Source organism: Mesorhizobium sp. M1169, from assembly GCF_040318345.1.
In the GTDB taxonomy this organism is placed as follows: domain Bacteria; phylum Pseudomonadota; class Alphaproteobacteria; order Rhizobiales; family Rhizobiaceae; genus Mesorhizobium.
The window spans coordinates 24,903-43,810 of sequence record NZ_JAMYME010000049.1 but is presented as its reverse complement, the minus strand read 5'-3'; the positions used below and the strand labels follow the sequence as shown (position 1 = coordinate 43,810).

23 protein-coding genes and 3 pseudogenes are annotated in these 18,908 nt (G+C 58.9%); 11 read left to right on the top strand and 15 right to left on the bottom strand.

Features of this window, described 5'->3' with window-relative positions:
- From NKH41_RS29915 to NKH41_RS29895, 5 genes and pseudogenes are all read right to left on the bottom strand, one after another.
- Positions 1–516, bottom strand: a pseudogene (locus NKH41_RS29915) (Tn3 family transposase); the annotation flags it as partial.
- A gap of 177 nt (positions 517–693) precedes the next feature.
- A complete protein-coding gene (locus tag NKH41_RS29910; RefSeq protein WP_352451994.1) occupies positions 694–852 on the bottom strand; it encodes a hypothetical protein in 159 nt (52 codons plus the stop codon).
- A gap of 135 nt (positions 853–987) precedes the next feature.
- A complete protein-coding gene (locus NKH41_RS29905) occupies positions 988–2,112 on the bottom strand; it encodes a DUF2333 family protein (protein WP_352451995.1) in 1,125 nt (374 codons plus the stop codon).
- 340 nt (positions 2,113–2,452) lie between these two features.
- Positions 2,453–3,403: a DUF1402 family protein gene (locus NKH41_RS29900; protein ID WP_502896191.1), complete on the bottom strand. Its 951-nt coding sequence runs from the start codon at positions 3,401–3,403 to the stop codon at positions 2,453–2,455.
- Between the two features lie 190 nt (positions 3,404–3,593).
- A pseudogene (locus NKH41_RS29895) lies at positions 3,594–3,931 on the bottom strand (transglutaminase-like cysteine peptidase).
- Here NKH41_RS29895 and NKH41_RS29890 point away from each other — a divergent pair.
- From NKH41_RS29890 to NKH41_RS29880, 3 genes are read left to right on the top strand one after another with little or no spacing between them, the layout of a single operon-like run.
- Positions 3,923–4,234, top strand: coding sequence for a transglutaminase-like cysteine peptidase (locus NKH41_RS29890; RefSeq protein WP_352451997.1), 312 nt, complete (start codon positions 3,923–3,925; stop codon positions 4,232–4,234). The pseudogene NKH41_RS29895 and the gene NKH41_RS29890 sit on opposite strands and share 9 nt — an antisense overlap.
- Positions 4,218–4,406 carry a transglutaminase-like cysteine peptidase gene (locus NKH41_RS29885; RefSeq protein WP_352452070.1) on the top strand — a complete coding sequence of 63 codons (189 nt, stop codon included), beginning with the start codon at positions 4,218–4,220 and terminating at the stop codon, positions 4,404–4,406. The genes NKH41_RS29890 and NKH41_RS29885 overlap by 17 nt, the downstream gene beginning before the upstream one ends.
- Complete coding sequence (locus NKH41_RS29880) at positions 4,378–4,551, top strand: transglutaminase-like cysteine peptidase (protein WP_352451998.1); 174 nt, start codon at positions 4,378–4,380, stop codon at positions 4,549–4,551. The genes NKH41_RS29885 and NKH41_RS29880 overlap by 29 nt, the downstream gene beginning before the upstream one ends.
- Positions 4,552–4,553: 2 nt before the next feature.
- On the opposite strand, the gene NKH41_RS29875 is transcribed toward NKH41_RS29880, so the two are convergent.
- The 3 genes from NKH41_RS29875 to NKH41_RS29865 form a co-directional block, all read right to left on the bottom strand.
- A complete protein-coding gene (locus tag NKH41_RS29875; protein ID WP_352452071.1) occupies positions 4,554–5,381 on the bottom strand; it encodes an undecaprenyl-diphosphate phosphatase in 828 nt (275 codons plus the stop codon).
- Between the two features lie 265 nt (positions 5,382–5,646).
- Entirely contained in the window at positions 5,647–6,579 is a 933-nt protein-coding gene (locus NKH41_RS29870) for a CDP-diacylglycerol diphosphatase (RefSeq protein WP_352451999.1), read from the bottom strand.
- Positions 6,554–6,907, bottom strand: coding sequence for a Sec-independent protein translocase subunit TatA/TatB (locus NKH41_RS29865; protein WP_352752648.1), 354 nt, complete (start codon positions 6,905–6,907; stop codon positions 6,554–6,556). Before NKH41_RS29865 ends, NKH41_RS29870 begins: the two co-directional genes overlap by 26 nt.
- Before the next feature lie 181 nt (positions 6,908–7,088).
- Between NKH41_RS29865 and NKH41_RS29860 the strand changes: the two genes are divergently transcribed.
- Positions 7,089–7,715 (top strand): hypothetical protein, encoded by a 627-nt coding sequence (locus NKH41_RS29860; protein ID WP_352466345.1) that lies wholly within the window; start codon positions 7,089–7,091, stop codon positions 7,713–7,715.
- Positions 7,716–7,985: 270 nt separating this feature from the next.
- On the top strand, positions 7,986–8,315 hold the full coding sequence (locus NKH41_RS29855) for a hypothetical protein (RefSeq protein ID WP_352452001.1): 330 nt from the start codon (positions 7,986–7,988) through the stop codon (positions 8,313–8,315).
- Positions 8,316–8,439: 124 nt separating this feature from the next.
- Here the strand turns inward: NKH41_RS29855 and NKH41_RS29850 are convergent, their stop codons facing one another.
- The gene (locus NKH41_RS29850) at positions 8,440–9,081 is read right to left on the bottom strand and encodes an inorganic diphosphatase (RefSeq protein ID WP_352452002.1); all 642 of its coding nucleotides are present in this window, start codon (positions 9,079–9,081) and stop codon (positions 8,440–8,442) included.
- A gap of 498 nt (positions 9,082–9,579) precedes the next feature.
- Between NKH41_RS29850 and NKH41_RS29845 the strand changes: the two genes are divergently transcribed.
- Complete coding sequence (locus NKH41_RS29845; protein ID WP_352536450.1) at positions 9,580–10,935, top strand: multicopper oxidase family protein; 1,356 nt, start codon at positions 9,580–9,582, stop codon at positions 10,933–10,935.
- 294 nt (positions 10,936–11,229) lie between these two features.
- A complete protein-coding gene (locus tag NKH41_RS29840; RefSeq protein WP_352452004.1) occupies positions 11,230–11,535 on the top strand; it encodes a hypothetical protein in 306 nt (101 codons plus the stop codon).
- 80 nt (positions 11,536–11,615) lie between these two features.
- Here the strand turns inward: NKH41_RS29840 and NKH41_RS29835 are convergent, their stop codons facing one another.
- Positions 11,616–12,236: a transglutaminase-like cysteine peptidase gene (locus NKH41_RS29835; protein WP_352452005.1), complete on the bottom strand. Its 621-nt coding sequence runs from the start codon at positions 12,234–12,236 to the stop codon at positions 11,616–11,618.
- Between the two features lie 230 nt (positions 12,237–12,466).
- Here NKH41_RS29835 and NKH41_RS29830 point away from each other — a divergent pair, with 230 nt between their 5' ends.
- The gene (locus NKH41_RS29830; protein WP_352452006.1) at positions 12,467–12,994 is read left to right on the top strand and encodes a DedA family protein; all 528 of its coding nucleotides are present in this window, start codon (positions 12,467–12,469) and stop codon (positions 12,992–12,994) included.
- Positions 12,995–13,235: 241 nt separating this feature from the next.
- Here the strand turns inward: NKH41_RS29830 and NKH41_RS29825 are convergent, their stop codons facing one another.
- Complete coding sequence (locus NKH41_RS29825) at positions 13,236–14,066, bottom strand: universal stress protein (RefSeq protein WP_352452007.1); 831 nt, start codon at positions 14,064–14,066, stop codon at positions 13,236–13,238.
- Positions 14,067–14,534: 468 nt separating this feature from the next.
- On the opposite strand from NKH41_RS29825, the pseudogene NKH41_RS29820 reads away from it, so the two are divergent.
- Together NKH41_RS29820 and NKH41_RS29815 are read left to right on the top strand one after the other, a co-directional pair.
- Positions 14,535–14,717 (top strand): annotated as a pseudogene (locus NKH41_RS29820) (helix-turn-helix domain-containing protein); the annotation flags it as partial.
- Positions 14,718–14,729: 12 nt separating this feature from the next.
- Positions 14,730–15,263 (top strand): IclR family transcriptional regulator, encoded by a 534-nt coding sequence (locus NKH41_RS29815; protein WP_352452075.1) that lies wholly within the window; start codon positions 14,730–14,732, stop codon positions 15,261–15,263.
- 531 nt (positions 15,264–15,794) lie between these two features.
- Here NKH41_RS29815 and NKH41_RS29810 read toward each other — a convergent pair.
- Positions 15,795–16,070: a hypothetical protein gene (locus NKH41_RS29810; RefSeq protein ID WP_352452076.1), complete on the bottom strand. Its 276-nt coding sequence runs from the start codon at positions 16,068–16,070 to the stop codon at positions 15,795–15,797.
- On the opposite strand from NKH41_RS29810, the gene NKH41_RS29805 reads away from it, so the two are divergent.
- Positions 16,044–16,346: a tetratricopeptide repeat protein gene (locus NKH41_RS29805; RefSeq protein ID WP_352452009.1), complete on the top strand. Its 303-nt coding sequence runs from the start codon at positions 16,044–16,046 to the stop codon at positions 16,344–16,346. The two genes, NKH41_RS29810 and NKH41_RS29805, sit on opposite strands and share 27 nt — an antisense overlap.
- Here NKH41_RS29805 and NKH41_RS29800 read toward each other — a convergent pair.
- From NKH41_RS29800 to NKH41_RS29790, 3 genes are all read right to left on the bottom strand, one after another.
- On the bottom strand, positions 16,284–16,715 hold the full coding sequence (locus NKH41_RS29800; protein WP_352452010.1) for a hypothetical protein: 432 nt from the start codon (positions 16,713–16,715) through the stop codon (positions 16,284–16,286). The genes NKH41_RS29805 and NKH41_RS29800 overlap by 63 nt on opposite strands.
- 48 nt (positions 16,716–16,763) lie before the next feature.
- Complete coding sequence (locus NKH41_RS29795; protein ID WP_352491411.1) at positions 16,764–16,970, bottom strand: hypothetical protein; 207 nt, start codon at positions 16,968–16,970, stop codon at positions 16,764–16,766.
- A 349-nt stretch (positions 16,971–17,319) separates the two neighbouring features.
- The gene (locus NKH41_RS29790; RefSeq protein WP_352452012.1) at positions 17,320–18,666 is read right to left on the bottom strand and encodes a hemolysin family protein; all 1,347 of its coding nucleotides are present in this window, start codon (positions 18,664–18,666) and stop codon (positions 17,320–17,322) included.
- Positions 18,667–18,908: the final 242 nt, after the last annotated feature.

Sequence of the window (18,908 nt, the reverse complement as noted above, 5' to 3'; positions counted from 1 at the left end):
CATGCCCAAGCGGGTCAAAGCGGCCCGCATCTGAATCCTGCCTCTGTCAAGCAAGGACAGTCGTGCGGTGCTCGTGACGCTTACAAAGTAGCCGTACTGATCGGAAAGGTGGCTGTAGAACTTTGAGCCGGGTTCGCTGCCGTAATGCAGATTGATGTCGCCGCGCTTTGCGGCTCGGTCGCTCGCGCGGAAGAATTGGCCGTCAGATGATGACGTCGTGCCATTGCCCCAAAGGCGAGAATGCGGATGGCGGGTGTGGGCGTCCGTCACGCAGGCCTGCGCCGCGCGGTAGGTCTCCGACCGTGCATGGAAGGTTCTCATCCAACTGATCTGGTGAGCGCTGATGCCTTTGGACGCGCTGGCCATCCGTTTCGGACCAAGGTTGGTCGCATCCGCCAGTACGCCGGCCAGCATGGCCGAGACATCTCTTGGGACGTCGCCGGTGCGAACATGCGTGAAGGTATCCGCAAAGCCGGTCCATTCATGCACTTCCCTCAACAGGTCGGGAACCTCGATACCATTGGATGCGGCGTCCATCCCTGGATGGCAATCCCGGCACAACACCCAGCGGGGATTGCGAACCTCCACTGTGCCGAACACCGTTTGAATTCGACGCGTCGTATAGTCCTTGACCGGCCGAAAATTGTGGCAATCCGGACAGACCCGTCGAAACAGGGTGTAGGTTTTCGCCTCCTAGGTCGCGACCACTGTTTGCAGGGCGGCCATGATCTTCTTGCCATCTTTGATCGACAGGTCAAGGTCTCCGCCACGCGGACGCTCATCGCTTTTGTCGATCCGGACCTCGTTTCGACATCGCCGAATTCGTTCCTGCTCTCGATCGTGATCGTCCATTCCACCGCCATCGCCGCCGCCTTAAACAAAGTAACGGTGATGGCCCAGTCGGCGCTAACAAATCGTGGCCGCGCTCACCCCAGAGAAGTTACCGGTCCCAATGCCTCGATGCCCTCGAGCGCTTCATCCACCGAGTTACTGCGCAAGAACGTTGCTGATCTCGACCAGGTTCGAGCGCACGCGCAACATGTAGAAGCCAATTGTCGTTAGGTGATTCGGCAACAGCCAGCCATCCTCGCGGCCATTGGCGATGATGAAGGGCTGGATGCGCAGCGCCGAGACGAACTGCGAGTCCATCGTGTCCCACAGGCTCTGCAGGTGCTTTTCGTTGATCACGTCCTCGAAATCGGCCTCGGCGCCTTTCATCAGCCCGTAATAGGCATAGAGCTGGCCATAGGCGAACCAGAAGCGATCGTCGGCGCGGAAATCGAACCAGCCATTGTTGTAGTGCTCAGCGCGCTCCTTGAGGATCGCCGAGGTCGAACCGATGTCGGACGAGATGCGGTCGATATACTGCTTGAGATTGTCAGCGCGGGCATCGAACACCGTCTGGCAGGTTTCCAGCCGGGCGTTGAAGGCGCGCAGCTTGCGCACCGCGTCGCGATAGTAGCTCGGCGTCGGCGTCTTCGGCCCGAACGGGTTCAGGCCGAAATACCAGGTTTCCTCATCGAACTGCAGATTGCCGCGCGCGTCCTGCAGGTCGGCGTCGATCTGCGAGGTGGTGCGCACGCGGCCGAGATTGTCGGCAAGCTCGGTCGCCGTGCGCCGCACCGCCTGGTTGATGCCGCGCTGGAACGACGCCTTGTTGTCCATGAACGGCGTGTGGTCCCAGTCGATGCCGAACAGGCCGAGCTTGTAGAGGATCATCGACGACACCCAGGCATTCTGGTTGACGTTGAAGTCGGTCAGGTCGGCCGCCAACTGGGCGATCGCCGAATTGCCACAGGTCCTGGCGGCGTCGGTGCTGGCACCGGCGGCGACCTGCTCGCCGGCCGACAGGTTGCGCTTCTCGAATATATAGGTGTCGGGATAGTTCGGGTTGAAATTGTTCCACCACTGGGTGGCGTAGAAGAAATTGGCGTAGAGGCCGATCAGCATCAGCAGCGCCAGGCCGACCACTGCCTTCAGGATCCAGCCGCGCTGCGTATACCAACGCCCGGCCCACACGAACGGCCACAGGATGACGCCGATGGCTAAGCCGATGCCGCGGCCGATCCACTGGAAAATCCGGGTGAAGAAATTCACGATCGGATCAAGCATGGCGATGTCACCCCCTCAGTCAGTCAAGCCGTAGAGGCGCATGCCAAACGCCACCTTGTCTTTCAAATATGTGATTTTCAGAACGTCGCGCTGGGTAAGCCATTCTCAGTTTGGAGCCGCATGGTAATCGACACACGATACCTCGCTTGGCCATCTTGCACGCGACCGGCAATTCCGGCGCGCTTTATGAGTTCGCTTGAGTGCACTGTTTGCTTCCATCTGATGTCGATAGATGTTCGCCAAATGCAAGCGGAATTGGTCTCATGACAGCCAGCTTTTCCGGCATAAATCTGTCCTGCCATCCGACGCAGGTTCGCGAGTGTCCGGCCACCAACCACGATCATTTCGTGCCATCGGTGAGAAGCGCCTTGAGTTCTTCGAGCCTGTCGTTGATGAGCCAGCCGTAATAGTTCTCGACGGGCAGGGTGCGGCCGGTCTTGTCGGTCACGGCTTGCCTCAACTCACGTGCACGTCTGCGCGGCTGGCCAACATTGTAGAGCGTGGCGGTGATTCCGGGATTACCGGATATATCGAACCCCTGTTCCCGATAGGCATCGATCGAATCCCGGATGATCGCGGCGATGTAAACAAGACTGCGATCAGGATCCATGACGTCGCGATAGATCGCCTGCGGGCGATCGGGCGACAATCGGGGAAGCTTGCTGACCCGGCTGACCATGTCTGTGACCTGCAGGGCTGCAAGCGGGCTTATCTGTCCCAGGCCGAAGGTCTGCCCCGCATAGAAGGGTTGGAAGAAGGCCCGCTGGAACGTGATGGGTTCGTAGTCGACGCCATCGACCTTGCGACCCCGGAATGTCTCTTCCCAGACCTGGTCACGGCAGCTCCAAATCAGCGCGCTGCTTTCGAGAGAAGCGCAGGATGCGAATTCGGGCCGCTGGACGAATGACTGGACCGGAGTGCCCCTGTAGCTGAAGGAGAACTTCAGATCGGCATAGGCGAGCGCCTTGACGTAATAGGTCTGAACCGAGTCGACCACGCTGATATTGTAGGTGTGCTCTCCGACGAGAGCCGCGACGATGTGGATCGGATCGATGCCATAGGCGAGCGCCGCCTTCCTGATCTTGCCGACGAGCTTGCGGTCGTCCCGTATCAAGGCGGTTATGGCCCGATACTTCTCCTCGTACGTCGTGTTGAATGCCTTGGAACGAAGCGCGGACGCTCTTGGGATCACCGGTTGCTCGGCAAGACGATTGCCCGTCGGGACGACTGTGACAGTCTGCGCCACGGCTGGGGCCGTTCCGACACAAGGTGCAACGATCGTCACCGTCATCAAAAAGGGCTGCAGCTTGGCTGTTGGCATGAGGCTCCGTTGGCAGCCTCCGGCTCCGTGAAGGGATGCAGGGTGTGCCGTCATATGGTCATGGCAGTGTGCTTTCGAGCCTATAACAGAGAGGCGGAGGTTTTGCGAGCCGGCAAGGTGTTCGGATGCAAGGACGCTGGAAAAAATGTTCGGCATCGCGTTACCTAAGCGCGCCGACGAGAAGATTGTCTTCGCTTAAGATGGAAACCCACCGTCTCGTGTTGTATTCCGCTTGGCGCTTCAGGTAGTGATAGTTCGTCTCGTACCAGGGACGAACCCTATTGGTCAGATTATCGAGAATGAAATCGCCCTTGTCGGTTCGAACCGCCAATACAGCGTGCCCTTCGCCATCGGACTTGCGCACTGCCGTCAAGAGCAGACTGGAGACGCGAAGGCCTTTCGCATCAGCGTTCGCCGATTTTCCAGTGCATAATCCTCGCAATCACCCAGATTATCGTCAGGATAGGACCAATATTCTGGAACTCCATTGTGTTCCATGTCGCTCACTGGCTTGACGCGGTGGTTTACGGATACGTTGACGCCTACGAGCGATCGCAAAAGTCATCGGTCATGCTCGGCGAATGCAGGGCAGCTCACATTCATGCGAACAAACGGACGGACAACGCAGCGATCGGTCATTACGAATACTGTCGGAACTATCGCGATGATTGCTCGATCGTCACGCGCGACCCGAAGCCCGTCGAACTGACCCGCTCCTTGTGTGAGACGCTGATCGAAATCAACAACAGGGCCAACACGACGATCATGGCCATGACGGACATAGATACCCGGTGTCGATGAGAAATGGGAGTATCCCTATAAGGGATTTGGCGACTGCGACGACATCGTGCTGGAAAAACGTCGCGAACTGATGAGACAGGGCGTGCCCCCGCAAAACCTTTTGGATAACGGTGGTCAGGCAGTCGAGCGGCGAGGGGCACGCGATGCTGAGCGTCAACACGACCGCCGGTGACTTCATTCTCGACAATCTGGAGCCGAAGGTCCTGCTGTGGTCGGACACCGGATATACCTACCTGAAGCGCCAGTCGCGATCCAACTCCGGCCATTGGGAAGCGATCGAATCCCAACAGAACATTCTCGTCAGCGGCACGAAATAATCTCAGGACGCTGACAGGAGACCGGCGCCAAGAAGCAGAAATATCGAGGCGCCGAGCCCGATCCGATAATAGACGAAGGGTATGTAGCTGCGCGTCGAGACTAGCTTCAGAAAACCCACGATCGCGACATAGCCGACCGCGAAGGACAGCAGGGTGGCCAGCGCGGTCGGACCGGCGCCGACCGGACTGTCTGCCCCCCAACTCGCATAGAGCTGGAAGAAGCCTGAGGCGAGCACGGCAAGTATCGCCAGCAGGAACGAATACCTGGCGGCGGCCTCTCGCGTGTAAGCCATCAGCAGTCCGGCGCTTATAGTGTCTCCCGATCGCGAAACGCCCGGGATGAGGGCCATCGCCTGGGCGGCGCCGAACAGAAGGCCGTCCCGCCAGCCCAGATCGCGCAAAGCCTTGCGCTTGGCGCCCAGCCGGTCGGCGGCCGCGAGAACCAGCGCGAAGACGATCAACATGGTTGCCGTGAGATAGAGGTTGCGGGCCGGACCTTCGATCAGGTTCTTCAGCAATAGTCCTAGGATGCCGATCGGCAGGGTCCCTATGATCACCAGCCATCCCATGCGGGCATCCGGGTCCAGCCGTTCACGGCGGCCGGCCAGGGAACGCAGCCATGTGGCGATGATGCAGATGATGTCATGGCGGAAATAGATCAGGGCCGCGATCTCGGTCCCGATCTGCGTAATGGCGGTAAATGCGGCGCCGGGATCGCCGGCCGGTGGCAGGAATTCACCAACGATCCGCAAATGCGCGCTTGAGGAGATCGGAAGAAATTCCGTCAGTCCTTGAACCACTCCTAGGATCGCCGCCTCGCTCCACCCGATTTCAGCCAATTGCACTTCCTTTGCGTGGTGCGCAGCTCGTCTCGGGCTGTCGCTTCATCGGATCGTCGAAGAGCCGACGTTAGCCGGTGCGGGCCTGCAGATAGGAGAGCATGAGGAACTGTGGGGCGGTCACGCAGCTTTGCTGCGCTGATCGGGTCTTGGATTGTCGTTTGCCATGCCCGGATACCATTCCGCGAAGACTGCTTTGAGACTTCCGTCGAGTGTCCGGGTGCGGCCATTGCTTCGCCCGTTGCCTCGTGGGCGCTCAACGCGAGGTGCAGTCGTGATCCAAAAGGCGCTCGGCCGCTGAGCTTTCCCAATTGGTCAGGATGTAAAATCCCGGTCTTGCGCCGGCGAGTTCGGCGCCAACGACGACGACATTTACGTGATGCATGGCGCCCCGGGCCTGCGGCAGGCCGGAAGCGATGATGCCGACTACGTTGGTCGTTTCCAAATCCGGCTTGTCGACTGCCTTGATCCAATAGCGTTTCCCCATCAGAGCCAAAGGGAGAAGCTGCCACGGACCTTCCACCTTCGGCCCCTTCAGGACAAGTTTCTTTTCCACCGACACCGCAACGCAATCGATATGGATGTGGAACTGATCCTGGGATCGCTCAGTCCTGGAATTCACAGCCATGGCGATGGCCGTTCGTGGAAGGTGACGTCCGAGGCTCGCCGAGACCTTGCTTCGTGCTTTCCATGCCCGATTCCAGAGTTGGGAACTGCCCTGCCAACGGACAGACGGGCTTTCAAGGCCGGCAACAGCCGTAAGTGGCGTCAACAGAAACTCGGTCCGGTATCGGGGTGATTTAATGAGAGCTGATCCAGGCACGCCCTGCCTGGGCAGGATCACTTCCTCGCAGGGGAAAGCGCTGCCAAGATGCGCTGCGGCAAGAGCGCAGGTCTGCACAACCTGCCAGAGCGCGTTGCGATGCGCTGAAGCGGAGCCGACGTCGGTGACCGCCGCAGTCAGCAACGCGATTGTCAAACAGAGCACGGCTGCAGCACGGCAGTGGTGGAACAATGGTAACCTGTGAAGGGATTTTACAGCGAGGGGAATGCCCGAGATGAGGTTTTGAGTCCCGGCGCGCAGTCGGCGAAACCGAAACGGTGAAGGTGGAGCGGCTGGGAGCCTCGCGATGGTTCCGATGGGCGACTGCTCTTCTGCCCGATCACTGGTTTGATGACGTTTCGGCATTAAACCTCGCATCCTTGGCCGTGACCGATGTCAGTTCAGATTCTGCGCCCCGCTCAGCGGCCGGATCGAGATTGCTGTCCTTCCCTACTATGGCCTTGTCAGCGCTTCGCGGCACGTCCTCCATCGCATTCTGAAGCATCGAGCGGGTTTCCTGCAGGTCGAGTTCCTTCTCGGCTTGACGTACGGCGTCGTCAAACTGCTTTCGAAAATCGCCCGCAATCCGATTGAATGTCTTCATCATTGCCCCCGCCGATCGCATGACTTTTGGAAGCTCCTCCGGGCCGAAAACAACCAGCGCCACCACGAAGATAACCAACAGGTGGGTCATGCCAAGTCCGAACATCGGTACGTCCTCTCGCGCAATCGCCGGCAGCGACAACCTCTCCGCTGGTTTGTGGCGACCGATCCGGTTGAATGCCTCGACCTACGGCGCCAAATCCAACCATCATAGCCTCTCGCCTGAGCCATTCCAGTATGCGGCCGCGGGAATGTCGTTCATACTTCGAGCCATGTGGCACCACTCGTCAACCCGAATATCAGGCGCACGTCTGGTAGGGATATTCGCAACCGTGCTCGCAGCAAGCGGACTCCTCGCTGGAGCCGATGGCACAAGGCCCAGAATATTTGAAGCAGGCGCCTACTCCTTTTCCGACGAACTCGGCGGATTCCGGATCATTGCCGCTTCGGGAGCCGGAACAAGGGCCGATCCCGTCGTGATCACCGAGGAACTCGAGTCGGCAAGCCCGGTAACCCTCACCATACGCGCCATCCGGCCGGTTCAGCCATTCGGTGCCTCCGGCAACTATGCCACCGGGTTCATTTCCCTAAGGATCGTTGCCCTCAACAACAGCGGTCACGCCTGGGTCGAATTCGAGTTCGAGTTGCAGGAGATTCTCAACCAGCCAAGCGATTCCAGCGACGGGCTTTCGTTCGACCAGGCGCGCCGCGAAACGGATGCAATTCGGTCCGATAGTTTCGCCGAATTCAGTCGTGAATTCGAACCTTATGACCATCTTCTGTTCCGGAAAGGCGAGGTCGATCCGCTGAGCACGGTTTCGTTCTCATTCCTGGTGACTGATTTCACGCCGACTGCGCGGCTCTATCTCGTTCAGGACCCGCGCATTCCCTCAACCTGAACGTGTCGCGCATCATCGCGGCCGTCGGTTCGAACAACGCTGCTCGTCATGCATGCCGGCAGTTTGGCAGGTGTCGTTGGGCGCGGCATGCCGATGGATTTGCTGGTCATTTTGGTCGCTTGGCCGTGCCTTTGATTCGGGCCACAAAATACGGACAACAGGGCAAAACCCGACGCGAACGACGATTGAGGATCGTGAGCGCCCGCGGTACGAGTTCTCCGCCGAGTTACTTGTGAAGCGTTCACACTAGCGACAGTTCCGGATCGTGCTATGATCTTGCGCATGAGGACGATCCCGGCCTCTTACATTCTGGTTTTCGCGGCGCTCGCTGCAACGCCCGCGCGGGCCGAATGCCAGTGCCTCGCCAACGGCCACATTTTCCATCACGGCGAAATCGCTTGTCTGCAATTGCCGTCAGGTCCTGAACTCGCGCAGTGCGACATGGTTCTCAACATTTCGTCATGGAAAAAAATTCAGGATGGATGCCCCGAGGCGACGGCGCCGTTTGGCTTGCCTGTCAAAGGGGACGAGCAGAAACCAGGCGAAGGCGGAGATAAAGCCAACGATTTGGCTTTATCAACAGCAAACGCCCGGAGCTAAAGCGAAGCGCAGTTTGCGCGCATCCAACAGTGCGACGCAAGCCCAACGCATACCCTAGCGGTGTTCCAACACCGCTAGGAACCAGCCCTATGGATGAGCTTCCTGTTGAGATTCTGCTTTCCTGTCAGTCCTTCTTGTTCCGGTAGCTTTCAATGGCTTTGCCAACCATGTCGATGGCGACGTTGGCGCCACCAAAGCCGTTCAGCTCAACGGCCTTGCGGCCTTCAGGTAGCTGCTTGTAAACTCGAAAGAATGCCTCGATGCGCTGTCGTTCGATGGCCGGAAGATCATCGATGGTCTTGACCCCGTCATATTGCGGATCGATATCCGTAGCCGGCACAGCGATGATCTTGTCATCCGCTTCGCCGCCGTCGACCATGTTGAGCACGCCGATGGCGCGGACTTTGATCAGAGCACCGGGCACAACGGGTTCCCGGGTGAAGACAAGCGCATCCAACGGGTCGCCGTCGCCGCCCAACGAACTGGTAACGGAACCATAGTTGGCCGGATAGACGACCGGCATGGACTGATATCGATCGACGACGACATGGCCTGTCTCGGCATCGATCTCATATTTGGTGATGCTTCCCGCCGGAATCTCGATAACCGTGTAAAATTCGCTGGTGTCTTTCGGCTGCGGAAAATCGAAAGCTGTGACGAATTCGGCGAAAGCGGGCTGCGTGCCCAGCAGGGCCGCAAGCGCCATGACAGTCGGCAAAGCGCGCATGGTTGTCTCCAGAGGTTGGACGGGCAGGGCGCCCTGCATCCGCCTAGCCACCGTATGTGACGGCAGCATTACAGGGTTCCGTTATTGAAATTGGATGACCGTATTTGCACCGATCCTGCGGCGAGCAGAAATGGGCCGAGATAGAGCGCTGACGAGTGATGAGCGTCTATGGGCGTTTGCGTTTATGGGCGTTTAAGAGACGGTGGCCGCTTCAAATGTGCTATTTCAGGCGAGCCCATTTCCGGCAAGGGGATAGCTTGCGTCGTAACTCCTGCCAATCGGGCACGCTACACCCACAACACGCCGTTCGGCGAGAGCTGCCACGTAGACGCCTCGCGGCTCAGTGCGACGTTGTGTGGCAATCATCAAAAAGCAAGTGAAACTCCAACTTCAGTTGAAGTCCTTCGGAGACTACGCCACCTTGACCTTGAATCATTGCCAGGGTTCGAAATTCGTGAACGAAGAGACAACAACACCACGTCCGCTATACTCCACTGAAAGGGCTGCTTCATGTCGGGAATGTCGCGCAGGGGATTCTTGCTGGGCGGCACGGCAGCAGTAGCTGTCGGCGCTGCAGGCGGGCTGATTGCCGGCAGGGCCGTAGCAGCCGATCTGACCTTGCGGGTTTCAGCGATCAGTCGGTCGATTTTGCCCGGCACCGTCACCAAAGGGATGATGAGTTTCGGTGCGGGCGGGCCGCCGCCCACTCTGCGTTTATTGCGAGGTAGGCCGTTTTCCATAGACGTGGTCAATGATCTCGATGAAGCGACGAGTGTGCACTGGCATGGATTGCGCATCGCCAATGCCATGGACGGCGTGCCTTATCTCACCCAGCGTCCCATCGCGGCGGGCGAAAGCTTCCGTTACACTCTGACACCGCCGGATGCCGGCACCTATTGGTATCATCCGCATTGCAACACGCTCGATCAGATGGCCCGCGGTCTGACAGGCATGCTTGTTGTCGAAGATGACGAAGATGCCGGTTTCGACCAGGATTTGCCGCTCAATATACGCGACTTCCGTCTCGGCGAAGACGGCCAGTTCATCGAATTGTTCAAGGCACGCAACGCTGCGCGCGGCGGCACGCTGGGTACGGTCTCGACGGTAAATTGGGAAGTCACCCCGATTTACGATCTGCCAGCGGGCAGCCTTGTGCGCCTGCGTTTGGCAGTCACGGATGTCACCCGTATCGGCACTTATGACCTCGATGGCGGAACGGCCAAAGTGATCGCTCTTGATGCCAACCCGCTGCCGCAGCCTGTTGCGCCTCGGGGCATTGTCATCGCGCCCGGCCAGCGCGCCGATGTCGCCCTCCGCGTGCCTGATGGCGAAGACGAGATCGTCAGCCTGAATCTCAGAACAGCCAAGGGACCTCGCGTTCTCGTCCGATTCCGGCCTATCGGCGCCAGCGCGGGGCGGACGCTTGGCGAACTCAAGCCGCTGCGGCCGAATCGCGTACCGGAGCCGGATCTTGCCGATCCCGAGACAATGGACTTTGTCTTTGGCTGGTCGCCCAATGGTGATGCGCCGGCGCCGGGTGTTTGCGGCACGCTCGGCTACACCTTCTGGTCGATCAACCGCGTCGCCTGGCGAGGGGACGCGCCGGGGCCAGTTGATCCGCTCGCGGCTCTAAAACGAGGCAAAAGCTATGTTCTGCGCCTTCGCAACGAAACGCCGAACGATCATCCGATCCATTTGCACGGTATGTCTTTCCGTCTGCTACGCTCCGACAAGCGCAAAATTGCGTCGCTTGTAACAGATACGGCCCTTCTTAAATCGCAAGAAGTGATGGAAGTGGCGTTGGTCGCTGACAATCCGGGTAATTGGGCATTCCATTGCCACGTCATTGAACATCAGAAGAGCGGCCTGACCGGTTATTTGCGTGTGGAATGACCCGGTCCTCATCCAGGGTTGCGTTGCCGAGGGCGTGAGAGGGTCGAAATTGGGCGAGGCGGAGCGTCCGAGTTCTCGCCGCACTAATGGCGCTACTGCTCACGGGCGCCGGAGCGGCCGGCGACGGGTGCTGATCTGTGCATCTGATCGAGCCTCTGCTGAGTGGCCTCCCGGGCTCGCTCGCCAACGCCGGTTCCCATGCCACCGCGGTCGCGATTGCGTTGGTCATCATCACGGCGCTGTAGCTCATGCTGGGCGATCTGGCGCCCGCTCCGGATCGTGCTATGATTTCGCATGAGGACGTTCCATGCCTCTTGCATCCTGGTTTTCGTGGCGCTTGTTGCAACGCCCGCGCGGGCAGAATGTCAGTGCCTCGCCAACGGCCGGACGTTCCATCACGGTGAATTCGCCTGTCTGCAATTGCCGTCTGGACCGGAACTCGCGCAATGCGACATGGTTCTCAACATTTCGTCATGGAAAAAAATTCAGAGCGGCTGCCCGGAGGCGACAGCACCATTGAGTGTGCTCGTCGAAGGGGGCGAGCAGCAATCAGGCGAAGCCGGACACAAAGCCTTAACAACGACGAACACTCCGACCTAAGACGAAGAGCAGGCTGCGCATCAGCCACAGAGATCTCTTTCGGCAAGGCGTCAACTTTGGGGTGAACTGTTACACTACCGTCACTTGATTGCGCTGACCAGCGGGTTGTCGCCATCGAGGGAGACCCAGCGCCCCGTGTCGGTGCCGGTTTGCCTCTTCAGGAAGCGGTAGCCGGTCTGGTCCCAGCGGCGCACCGTGTCGGTGAGGTTGTCGAGGATGAAGTCGCCCGTGTCGGTACGAACAGTCAGCACTGCATGACCCTCGCCGTCGGGCTTGCGAACAACCGTCATCAGCAGATCCGACACAGGAATGCCGCGGTTTATCAGACGGCGACGCTTTTCCAGCGCATAGTCTTCGCAATCGCCGAAACCACTGTCCGGATAAGCCCAGAATTCGTCCTGTCCGTACTGGTCGAGATCGCTCATCGGCTTGACGTTGTTGTTGACCGTCAGGTTAACGCTCGTAATCTGCCGCCAGAGTTTTCCGGTCATGTGCTCCGGACCATTGTCGCGTGAGCGGATCTCACATTCGGCCCGATGGGATTTGCAGAAATCGTAGTGACCGATCGGCTGCGAGGTAAAGCCACCGATCGGCATCGACTGTGAAGCCGTCGCCGCCGACCACGTGGACATTATCGCAATGATTGCAACGACCGCACCGCCGCCCAACCGTGCGCACAACCGCACTCGTGAGGAACTCATCCGACCCGCCCAACCACCTTTGTTAAGAATGAGTTAAGGTCGATCCCGTGGGTTCTGTCAATCAGAGCGGGAGGAAGATCCTTCTGAATGGTTACTTGCGCCGTGTGCGTTGCTCGGCCGCTACACGTCTGCACGATTTCGGTTTCCTGCGCGGCAGGTCTTTGCCAGAGGGACCGATATGGTGAGATGTCAACCGTCGGTCACGCTTGGTGCGAATTGGAAAGTGATGAATGAGCCTCGATGAGGTCACGCAAGCGACGATCGCGTTTATCCGGACGCATGAAGCATGGGGTGTTCCGCTGGTGCTCGTGCTGGCCTTTGGGGAATCGCTGGCGTTCATCTCTCTGTTGTTGCCTGCAACCGTGATCCTGATCGGTGTCGGTTTTCTCATCGGCGAAAGCGGTATCGCATTCTGGCCCCTGTGGCTTGCCGCCGCCATTGGGGCGGCATTGGGGGACTGGCTGTCCTTCTGGATCGGCACGCGGTTGGGAAACGGGGTTTCGCACTATTGGCCCCTGTCACGTTATCCAAACCTCATTCCGCGCGGTCACCTGTTCTTCGAGCGATGGGGGGTGGCCGGGGTGTTCTTTGGGCGCTTCTTCGGTCCTTTGCGCGCATCCGTGCCATTGGCGGCGGGCATCTGTAAGATGCCCGCCTTGACGTTTCAGATTGCCAACATCACCTCAGCCTTCGTCTGGGCCACAGGTATTCTGGCTCCCGGCGCCTTCGGCCTCAAATGGCTGCAGGCGTGGATTTGATGGGCACCAAAGGCGGACCGTCATTGTCTGCCTCTGGCAAGGGCAGGAATCAATCGTAGGCGGCGCGAACGGGTATGCTCCCCAGTTCAGTTCGAATTCGAATTTCGAAGGCGAAACAATCCGCAACTCAAGAGAATTAGGCACGGTTTCGTCTTGAACTCGTAGCTGGTTCCTTTGATGCCGCTGGCGCAACCGTAGGAGCCAACTTGCCGCCGCTACTCGAGGCCAGATTTGCAGATTTCTAGTGCGACAAAAGGACAGGCAGGCGCAGATCGCCCAGAACGCCCTTGGTTGCGCCACCCACGACAAAATCTCTCATCCGGGAATGGCCGTACGCACCCATGACAAGCAGATCGGCGCCCATGCCGACAGCGCGCTCCTGAAGCGTAACGCCAATGGGGCGATCTTCCGTATCGATTGAGACTCCCTCAGCGGGAAGGCCACGCATTCTCAGGCTTAAAGCAAGGCTTTCGCCAATATCGCGCAGCGGCTTTTCGATTGTCACCGTCAGTACGGTTATCTTTGCCGCACATTGCAGAAACTCATACGCGTCGGCAACGGCCCGGGCCGCAACGCGACTCCCATCCCAAGCGATGATAACATGATCGATTGCACCAACATTTGCGCTTTCCGGCAGAATTATGGTCGGTCGGCCCGAACCAAACAGAACCGCGTCAACGGTCATGCGCGCAGTCTGGTTATTTGGCTCCAACCCAATCAAAGCAAAATCGAAATAGCGTGACTTCACTGCCGCAACATCGCTGACAGATGCCGGCTGAACAGCAATCTCCTCGGTTGTCAGGGACGATCCGACACGTGCCGCTTCAGCTTTCAATGCCTCCAGCAAATCGAGCCCGTGCTTGCGGCTGGTCGCTTCTGTCTCCCGGATCATTTCGGGAAGGTTGATCAAGTATCTCGACACCGGGTTGGAAATACCCGGGATATCGACATTGATCGTTAATGCGTGAAGCGCCGCGCCAATGTGCTTGACCACCGCGATTGCGTTTAAGGCGATTTTGGTGGAATTCGCTTCCGGATACGTCACCAGAGGAAGTAAGGCAATCTTATTCATCAAACCTCAGCTCCATGATTTCGGCCGCTGTCGAGCGACCAATGGCCCAACGCGTGTTACACACCTCAAGCCTCCTAGTTCAGCCCGCCAAAATACTCAGACGACCGAGGTTCGCTATCGCCTACCTCGATATTCCAAGGCGATCTTGCGCCGCATCGATTCCGTCCTGAACGGTCGTGGCTATAATGGCAGGCATCGATGACGAGAAATGTCAACAAAGATTAGCCCGTTTGTTGCCATGAGCGCAGTGGCGCCCGCAAGCATTGTTTTGACAGTAGCGGCAGCCGAGGATGTGGCGGAAACTCCGCTGTTCACGATCCGCGCCGGGGACCATCGGGGTTTGACATCTGGAGATCCGCGTTCTGCGATCATCCTTCCTGAATCCGGATACCGGCCAAACCTGGATGCCTAGCGAAGCTGTAACGCAGCCTGCCGCAACCGACGCGCCAGTGTTGTGCTCCCTACATTATGTCCGGCAGGCTCCAAGCAGACACAAGAGCGGGAGGGGTTGAAGCTGTCGATCGCGCGCTTTCGATCCTCGGGTGCTTCACAGAGCGCGACGAAGGTTTAAGCTTGGCCGAGATTTCTTCTAGACCAGGCCTCTACAAAAGCACGATCCTTCGGTTAACGGAATCCCTTGTCCGGAGTGGCTACATTGTTCGCATGGCGGACAAGCGCTTTGCTGCCGGCCCTACGCCGATGATATTGGGCTCATTCTACCGTCGTCGTTTTAAGATGGAGGCCTTCGTTCGGCCTCTCCTTTTGAGCCTTGTTGAACGGGCGAATGAAAGCGCATCGTTTTTTCGAAAGGAGGGAAATCGCAGCATTTGCCTGTTTCGTGCAGACTGTCGCCATTTGATCCGGGATCAAATCCGAGAGGGCGATGTGCTTTCGCTTGACCATCATGCAGCTGGCCAAGTGCTTGCTCGGTTTAGTCTCGCTAAGCCTAGAATGCGAATAGCTCTTATGGCGAAGATTCCGTTTGTATCGCTCGGGGAGGGAGATTCTGAAACAGCGACGATGGCCGTACCGGTTTTTTCAGGCAGCGAGGGCTTGGCCGGAGCGCTGGCTGTTTCTGGACCGCTGACCAGATTTACACCGGAAAAGCTGGTCAACATGAGACCGCTTTTGCTGGAATTTGACGAACGCCTATGGACATCCCTTGCGAGTAGCCAATATTTACAAGCGCGCTCATAGAATGGTCGTCACTAGAGCGTGTGTGCCCAAGGGCACGGGAGCAGCAGTTGGGGCGGATTGTGGCCTTCTTGCCTTTGGAAGCGGTTAAGCGTGATGACAAGCGAGGCTCCAAATCGGCTACTCTGCTCGATTCATGGCAAGCGGCCCCGCCAAACATGATTGGAATCGACATCGGGCGCTTGAGGACATGACTGCCAGTGAGCGTCCGAGCAACAACGCGCACAATCAAAGCGATAGTGGCGATCTGATCCGCCGGGCGGTGGCTGCTTTCAATTCCGGTAATCACGACCAAGCGATGCATCTGTGCGCATTGGGCCTGGGGCAGCACCCGGGCGATCCAGCGCTTTGCCATCTTCTGGCGGCGTTCCTGTTCGCAAGGGCAGACATGCCGGGGGCTCGTGCGCGCGCATCGAAGCGAGCCTTGCCGTTCGCCCGGACAATGTGCCTGCCTTGATTCTGGCATGCAGGATTGCCCGGGCCGAAGGCAGGTTTGAAGCGGCGTTGCAACAGCTGGATCGCGCAGCCAAGCTATCATTGCAGGCGGAAATCCTCATCGAGCGAGCACGTACCCTTGATCAGGCAGGCGACGCCCCGGCCGCGCGCGAATGCTGGACACTTGTCTTGCAGCGGGATCCGAAATCCTAGGAGGCAGCGGCGCGCCTCGGGCGCCTTGCCTGGCAACGCGGTGCGCCTGCCGAAGCGGAGGGCTTCCTCGAACGCGCTGTCGCCGGCGGTGGGCATCCGGCTGCGTGGTTTGACCTCGGGCTGGTGCGTCAGGACATGCGCAAGTTCGGCAGCGCCGCTCAAGCCTATCGGCGGGTGCTGAAGATGAGCCCGGACGCCCCGGAAGCTGCCGTCAATCTGGGTGTCGTCCTGCAGGAAGTCGGCGACCTCGACGGGGCCATGGCTGCGTATTCGATTGCCTACAGTCTGCGCCCATCCACGTTCGGCGTCATCGCCATGGCACTCACATCGGCGTCCAGCGGCCGGCTATGGCTTGATGAGGAAGCGCTGCGTCGCTCACTCGCTGGTGGAGCGTCCCCGCCTGGCGCGAAACCGCTTGCGGTACACACCGGGCGTTGACAGGACATCGGCGACCGTCTGCGCATACGATGCCTGCCGCTTTTCATCGAACACCTCGTATTCCAGCTGCGGCTCAACCCGTGGAACCGCAAAGCACTGCGCGACCGGGGTTCCTTTCCTGAGCAAGCCAGAAAACTCGGGCTCAGTCCAGACCGCCGGGAAATTAATGCCTCCATCGTTGAACCGGTCGGAATCCACCAGGCCCGTCACCAGCCTGAAGGGCAGATCGTCGCGATTGACCGGATGCGTCGCGAACAGCGACCAGCCGTCCTCGACCTGTATGGTCCAGAAGCTGTTGAATTTGAGGGCGGCCTGACCGGGAGTGGCAAACGGGCTGCCTGCGAGTTGCCCCGGCGTGTGGAAGCTCAAAGGCGCTCGGGGGTGGTTCCCGGTGACCGGGTCCGGAATCTGCCAGTCCTAGGAAAAGGTCCCTTTGTCGGCGATGACGTCGCACGGCAGGAGGATCATGAAGCCATAGGTCATCGCATCGATAACGGGCGGGCACTGCTTGAGCGTGCGAATGTCGCGGCCGTGGATCGCCGAAAAGGAAGTAGCGGGCATTGTGCGCAGCCAATCCGGCAACGCGCCGCGCGCGAGGATCGGGCGTGGCAAATGCTCGACCAACATTGGATCACATCGGAAAATGACACGCATCGTCGCCTCCCGGCATTGCGATACCACGATTGCCGATCACACTCCAAGCGGCGATAAGGCAAGGGCAATGCTCCGTTGACACTTTGGACAAGTTGGCGAGTTTTTTTAATACAGGCGAAACCCATCCGTCCGGTAGCCCAAGCCGTTCCAAAGGCCATCAGGGAAGGGAGCCACGCAGGCAACCAACTGTCGCGTCATCATGACTAACGGCAGAATCACCACCACGACTGCCGGGTTTGCGGGATAAAGGAAGGGCCCCGCCGAGCAACCACGCAAAAATGAAAATGACGACGCCTGTCTTGCAGGAATCCGGGCATTCTTACTCCGATGTTTCTTGCCGCCCCGTGGGAGAGTTCCTTCGTGCGAGCAGTTTGTCGATCCGCCGGCCATCCATGTCCACGATCTCGAAGTGCCAGCCGCCATAATCAAAATGTTCCCCGATCTCAGGCAGATGCCCTAGTCGAAACAGGGCAAATCCTGCGATCGTATGGAAGTCGCCTTCAGTTGGCCGTGCTCGAAAACCAAGGCGATCGAACGCGTCCTGGGCCGACATCATACCATCCACGAGAAGGGAGCCGTCTTCACGCTCGACGATATCCGGCTCTTCGCCTTCGATGTTGGGCAGGTCGCCGGCGATGGCTTCGAGCAAATCGGTCTGGGTAACAATTCCTTCCAGACTTCCGTACTCGTCGAGGACCATTGCTATGCGGACGGGCGCCTTCCTGAACTGCTCCAGCACTTTGAAAATCGGCGTTGATTCATGAACGACGAGCGGCTCACGGATGATCGCCATCGGATCGAGAACCTGCCCGTCAAGAACCTGGTCGAGCATGTCCTTCTTCAGAACCATGCCGAGCAGTTCATCGATACCGCCCTTGCCGACAAGGAGCTGCTCATGGCGGCAATCGCGGATCGTACGAAGAATCTCGGTTCGGTCATCATTCACGTCGATCCAGTCGATATCCGGCCGAGGCGTCATGATGTCACTGATGCGGCGCTCGCCGATATTGAAGACCCGCTCGACCATCTCCCGCTGCGCCTGCTGCAACAGCCCGCCTTCCTGACTGGCCGAGATCAGAAGCTTCAGCTCGTCTGGCGAGTGCAATGAATCCTCACCGGTTCCCGGGCGCAGGCCGCAGAGTCGCAGAACGAGGTTGCCGAGACCATTCAGCATTAGAATCGCCGGCCTGAGCAGAAAGAGGAACAGACCGAGCGGACGCACGACCCAGAGCGCAGTGTCTTCGCTGCGCTGGAGCGCCAGACTCTTTGGTGCGAGCTCGCCAAGCACGATGTGAAGCGCGGTGATGATGATGAAAGCGATCGCGACGGCGACAGTGTGTGAGCCCGCAGTCGCCAACGACCCGAGCAGCCCGATCAAGAGAGGCTCGACGAGATGCGCGAGAGCAGGTTCGCCGATCCAGCCGAGCGCGAGCGATGAAATGGTGATGCCGAGCTGGGTCGCCGCCAGATTGGCATCGAGATTGTCGACGGCCCGCTGGAGCGCTGCCGCGTTCAGCCGCCCAGCCGCAGCGAGTTCGGCAACTCGGCTTCGGCGCACGGCGACCAGGGAAAACTCGGCGGCGACAAAGAAGCCGTTTGCGGCCACGAGTAGGAGAACCGATAAGATACCAAGAATGTCGCTCAAACTGCCATCGCCTGTCGGCATGATATCCTCTTAATGACGCAATTGGATACGTCTCTGAAGCGCAAATGATGGCATTGCGCAATCGCTGTCAGCATCACGATCGCCAGAAGCATAATCCCCTGATGGCGATGGTGGTGCATCTACTAGCGACTGATCACGGTGCGGTCGAATACGTTGAATGCGGCAAAGTGCGTGGTCCAGCCGTGGCTTGCAGCGCGGGTCATGTACCGACGCGCCGCGTTCTTGGCGTGGATGCGCAGATC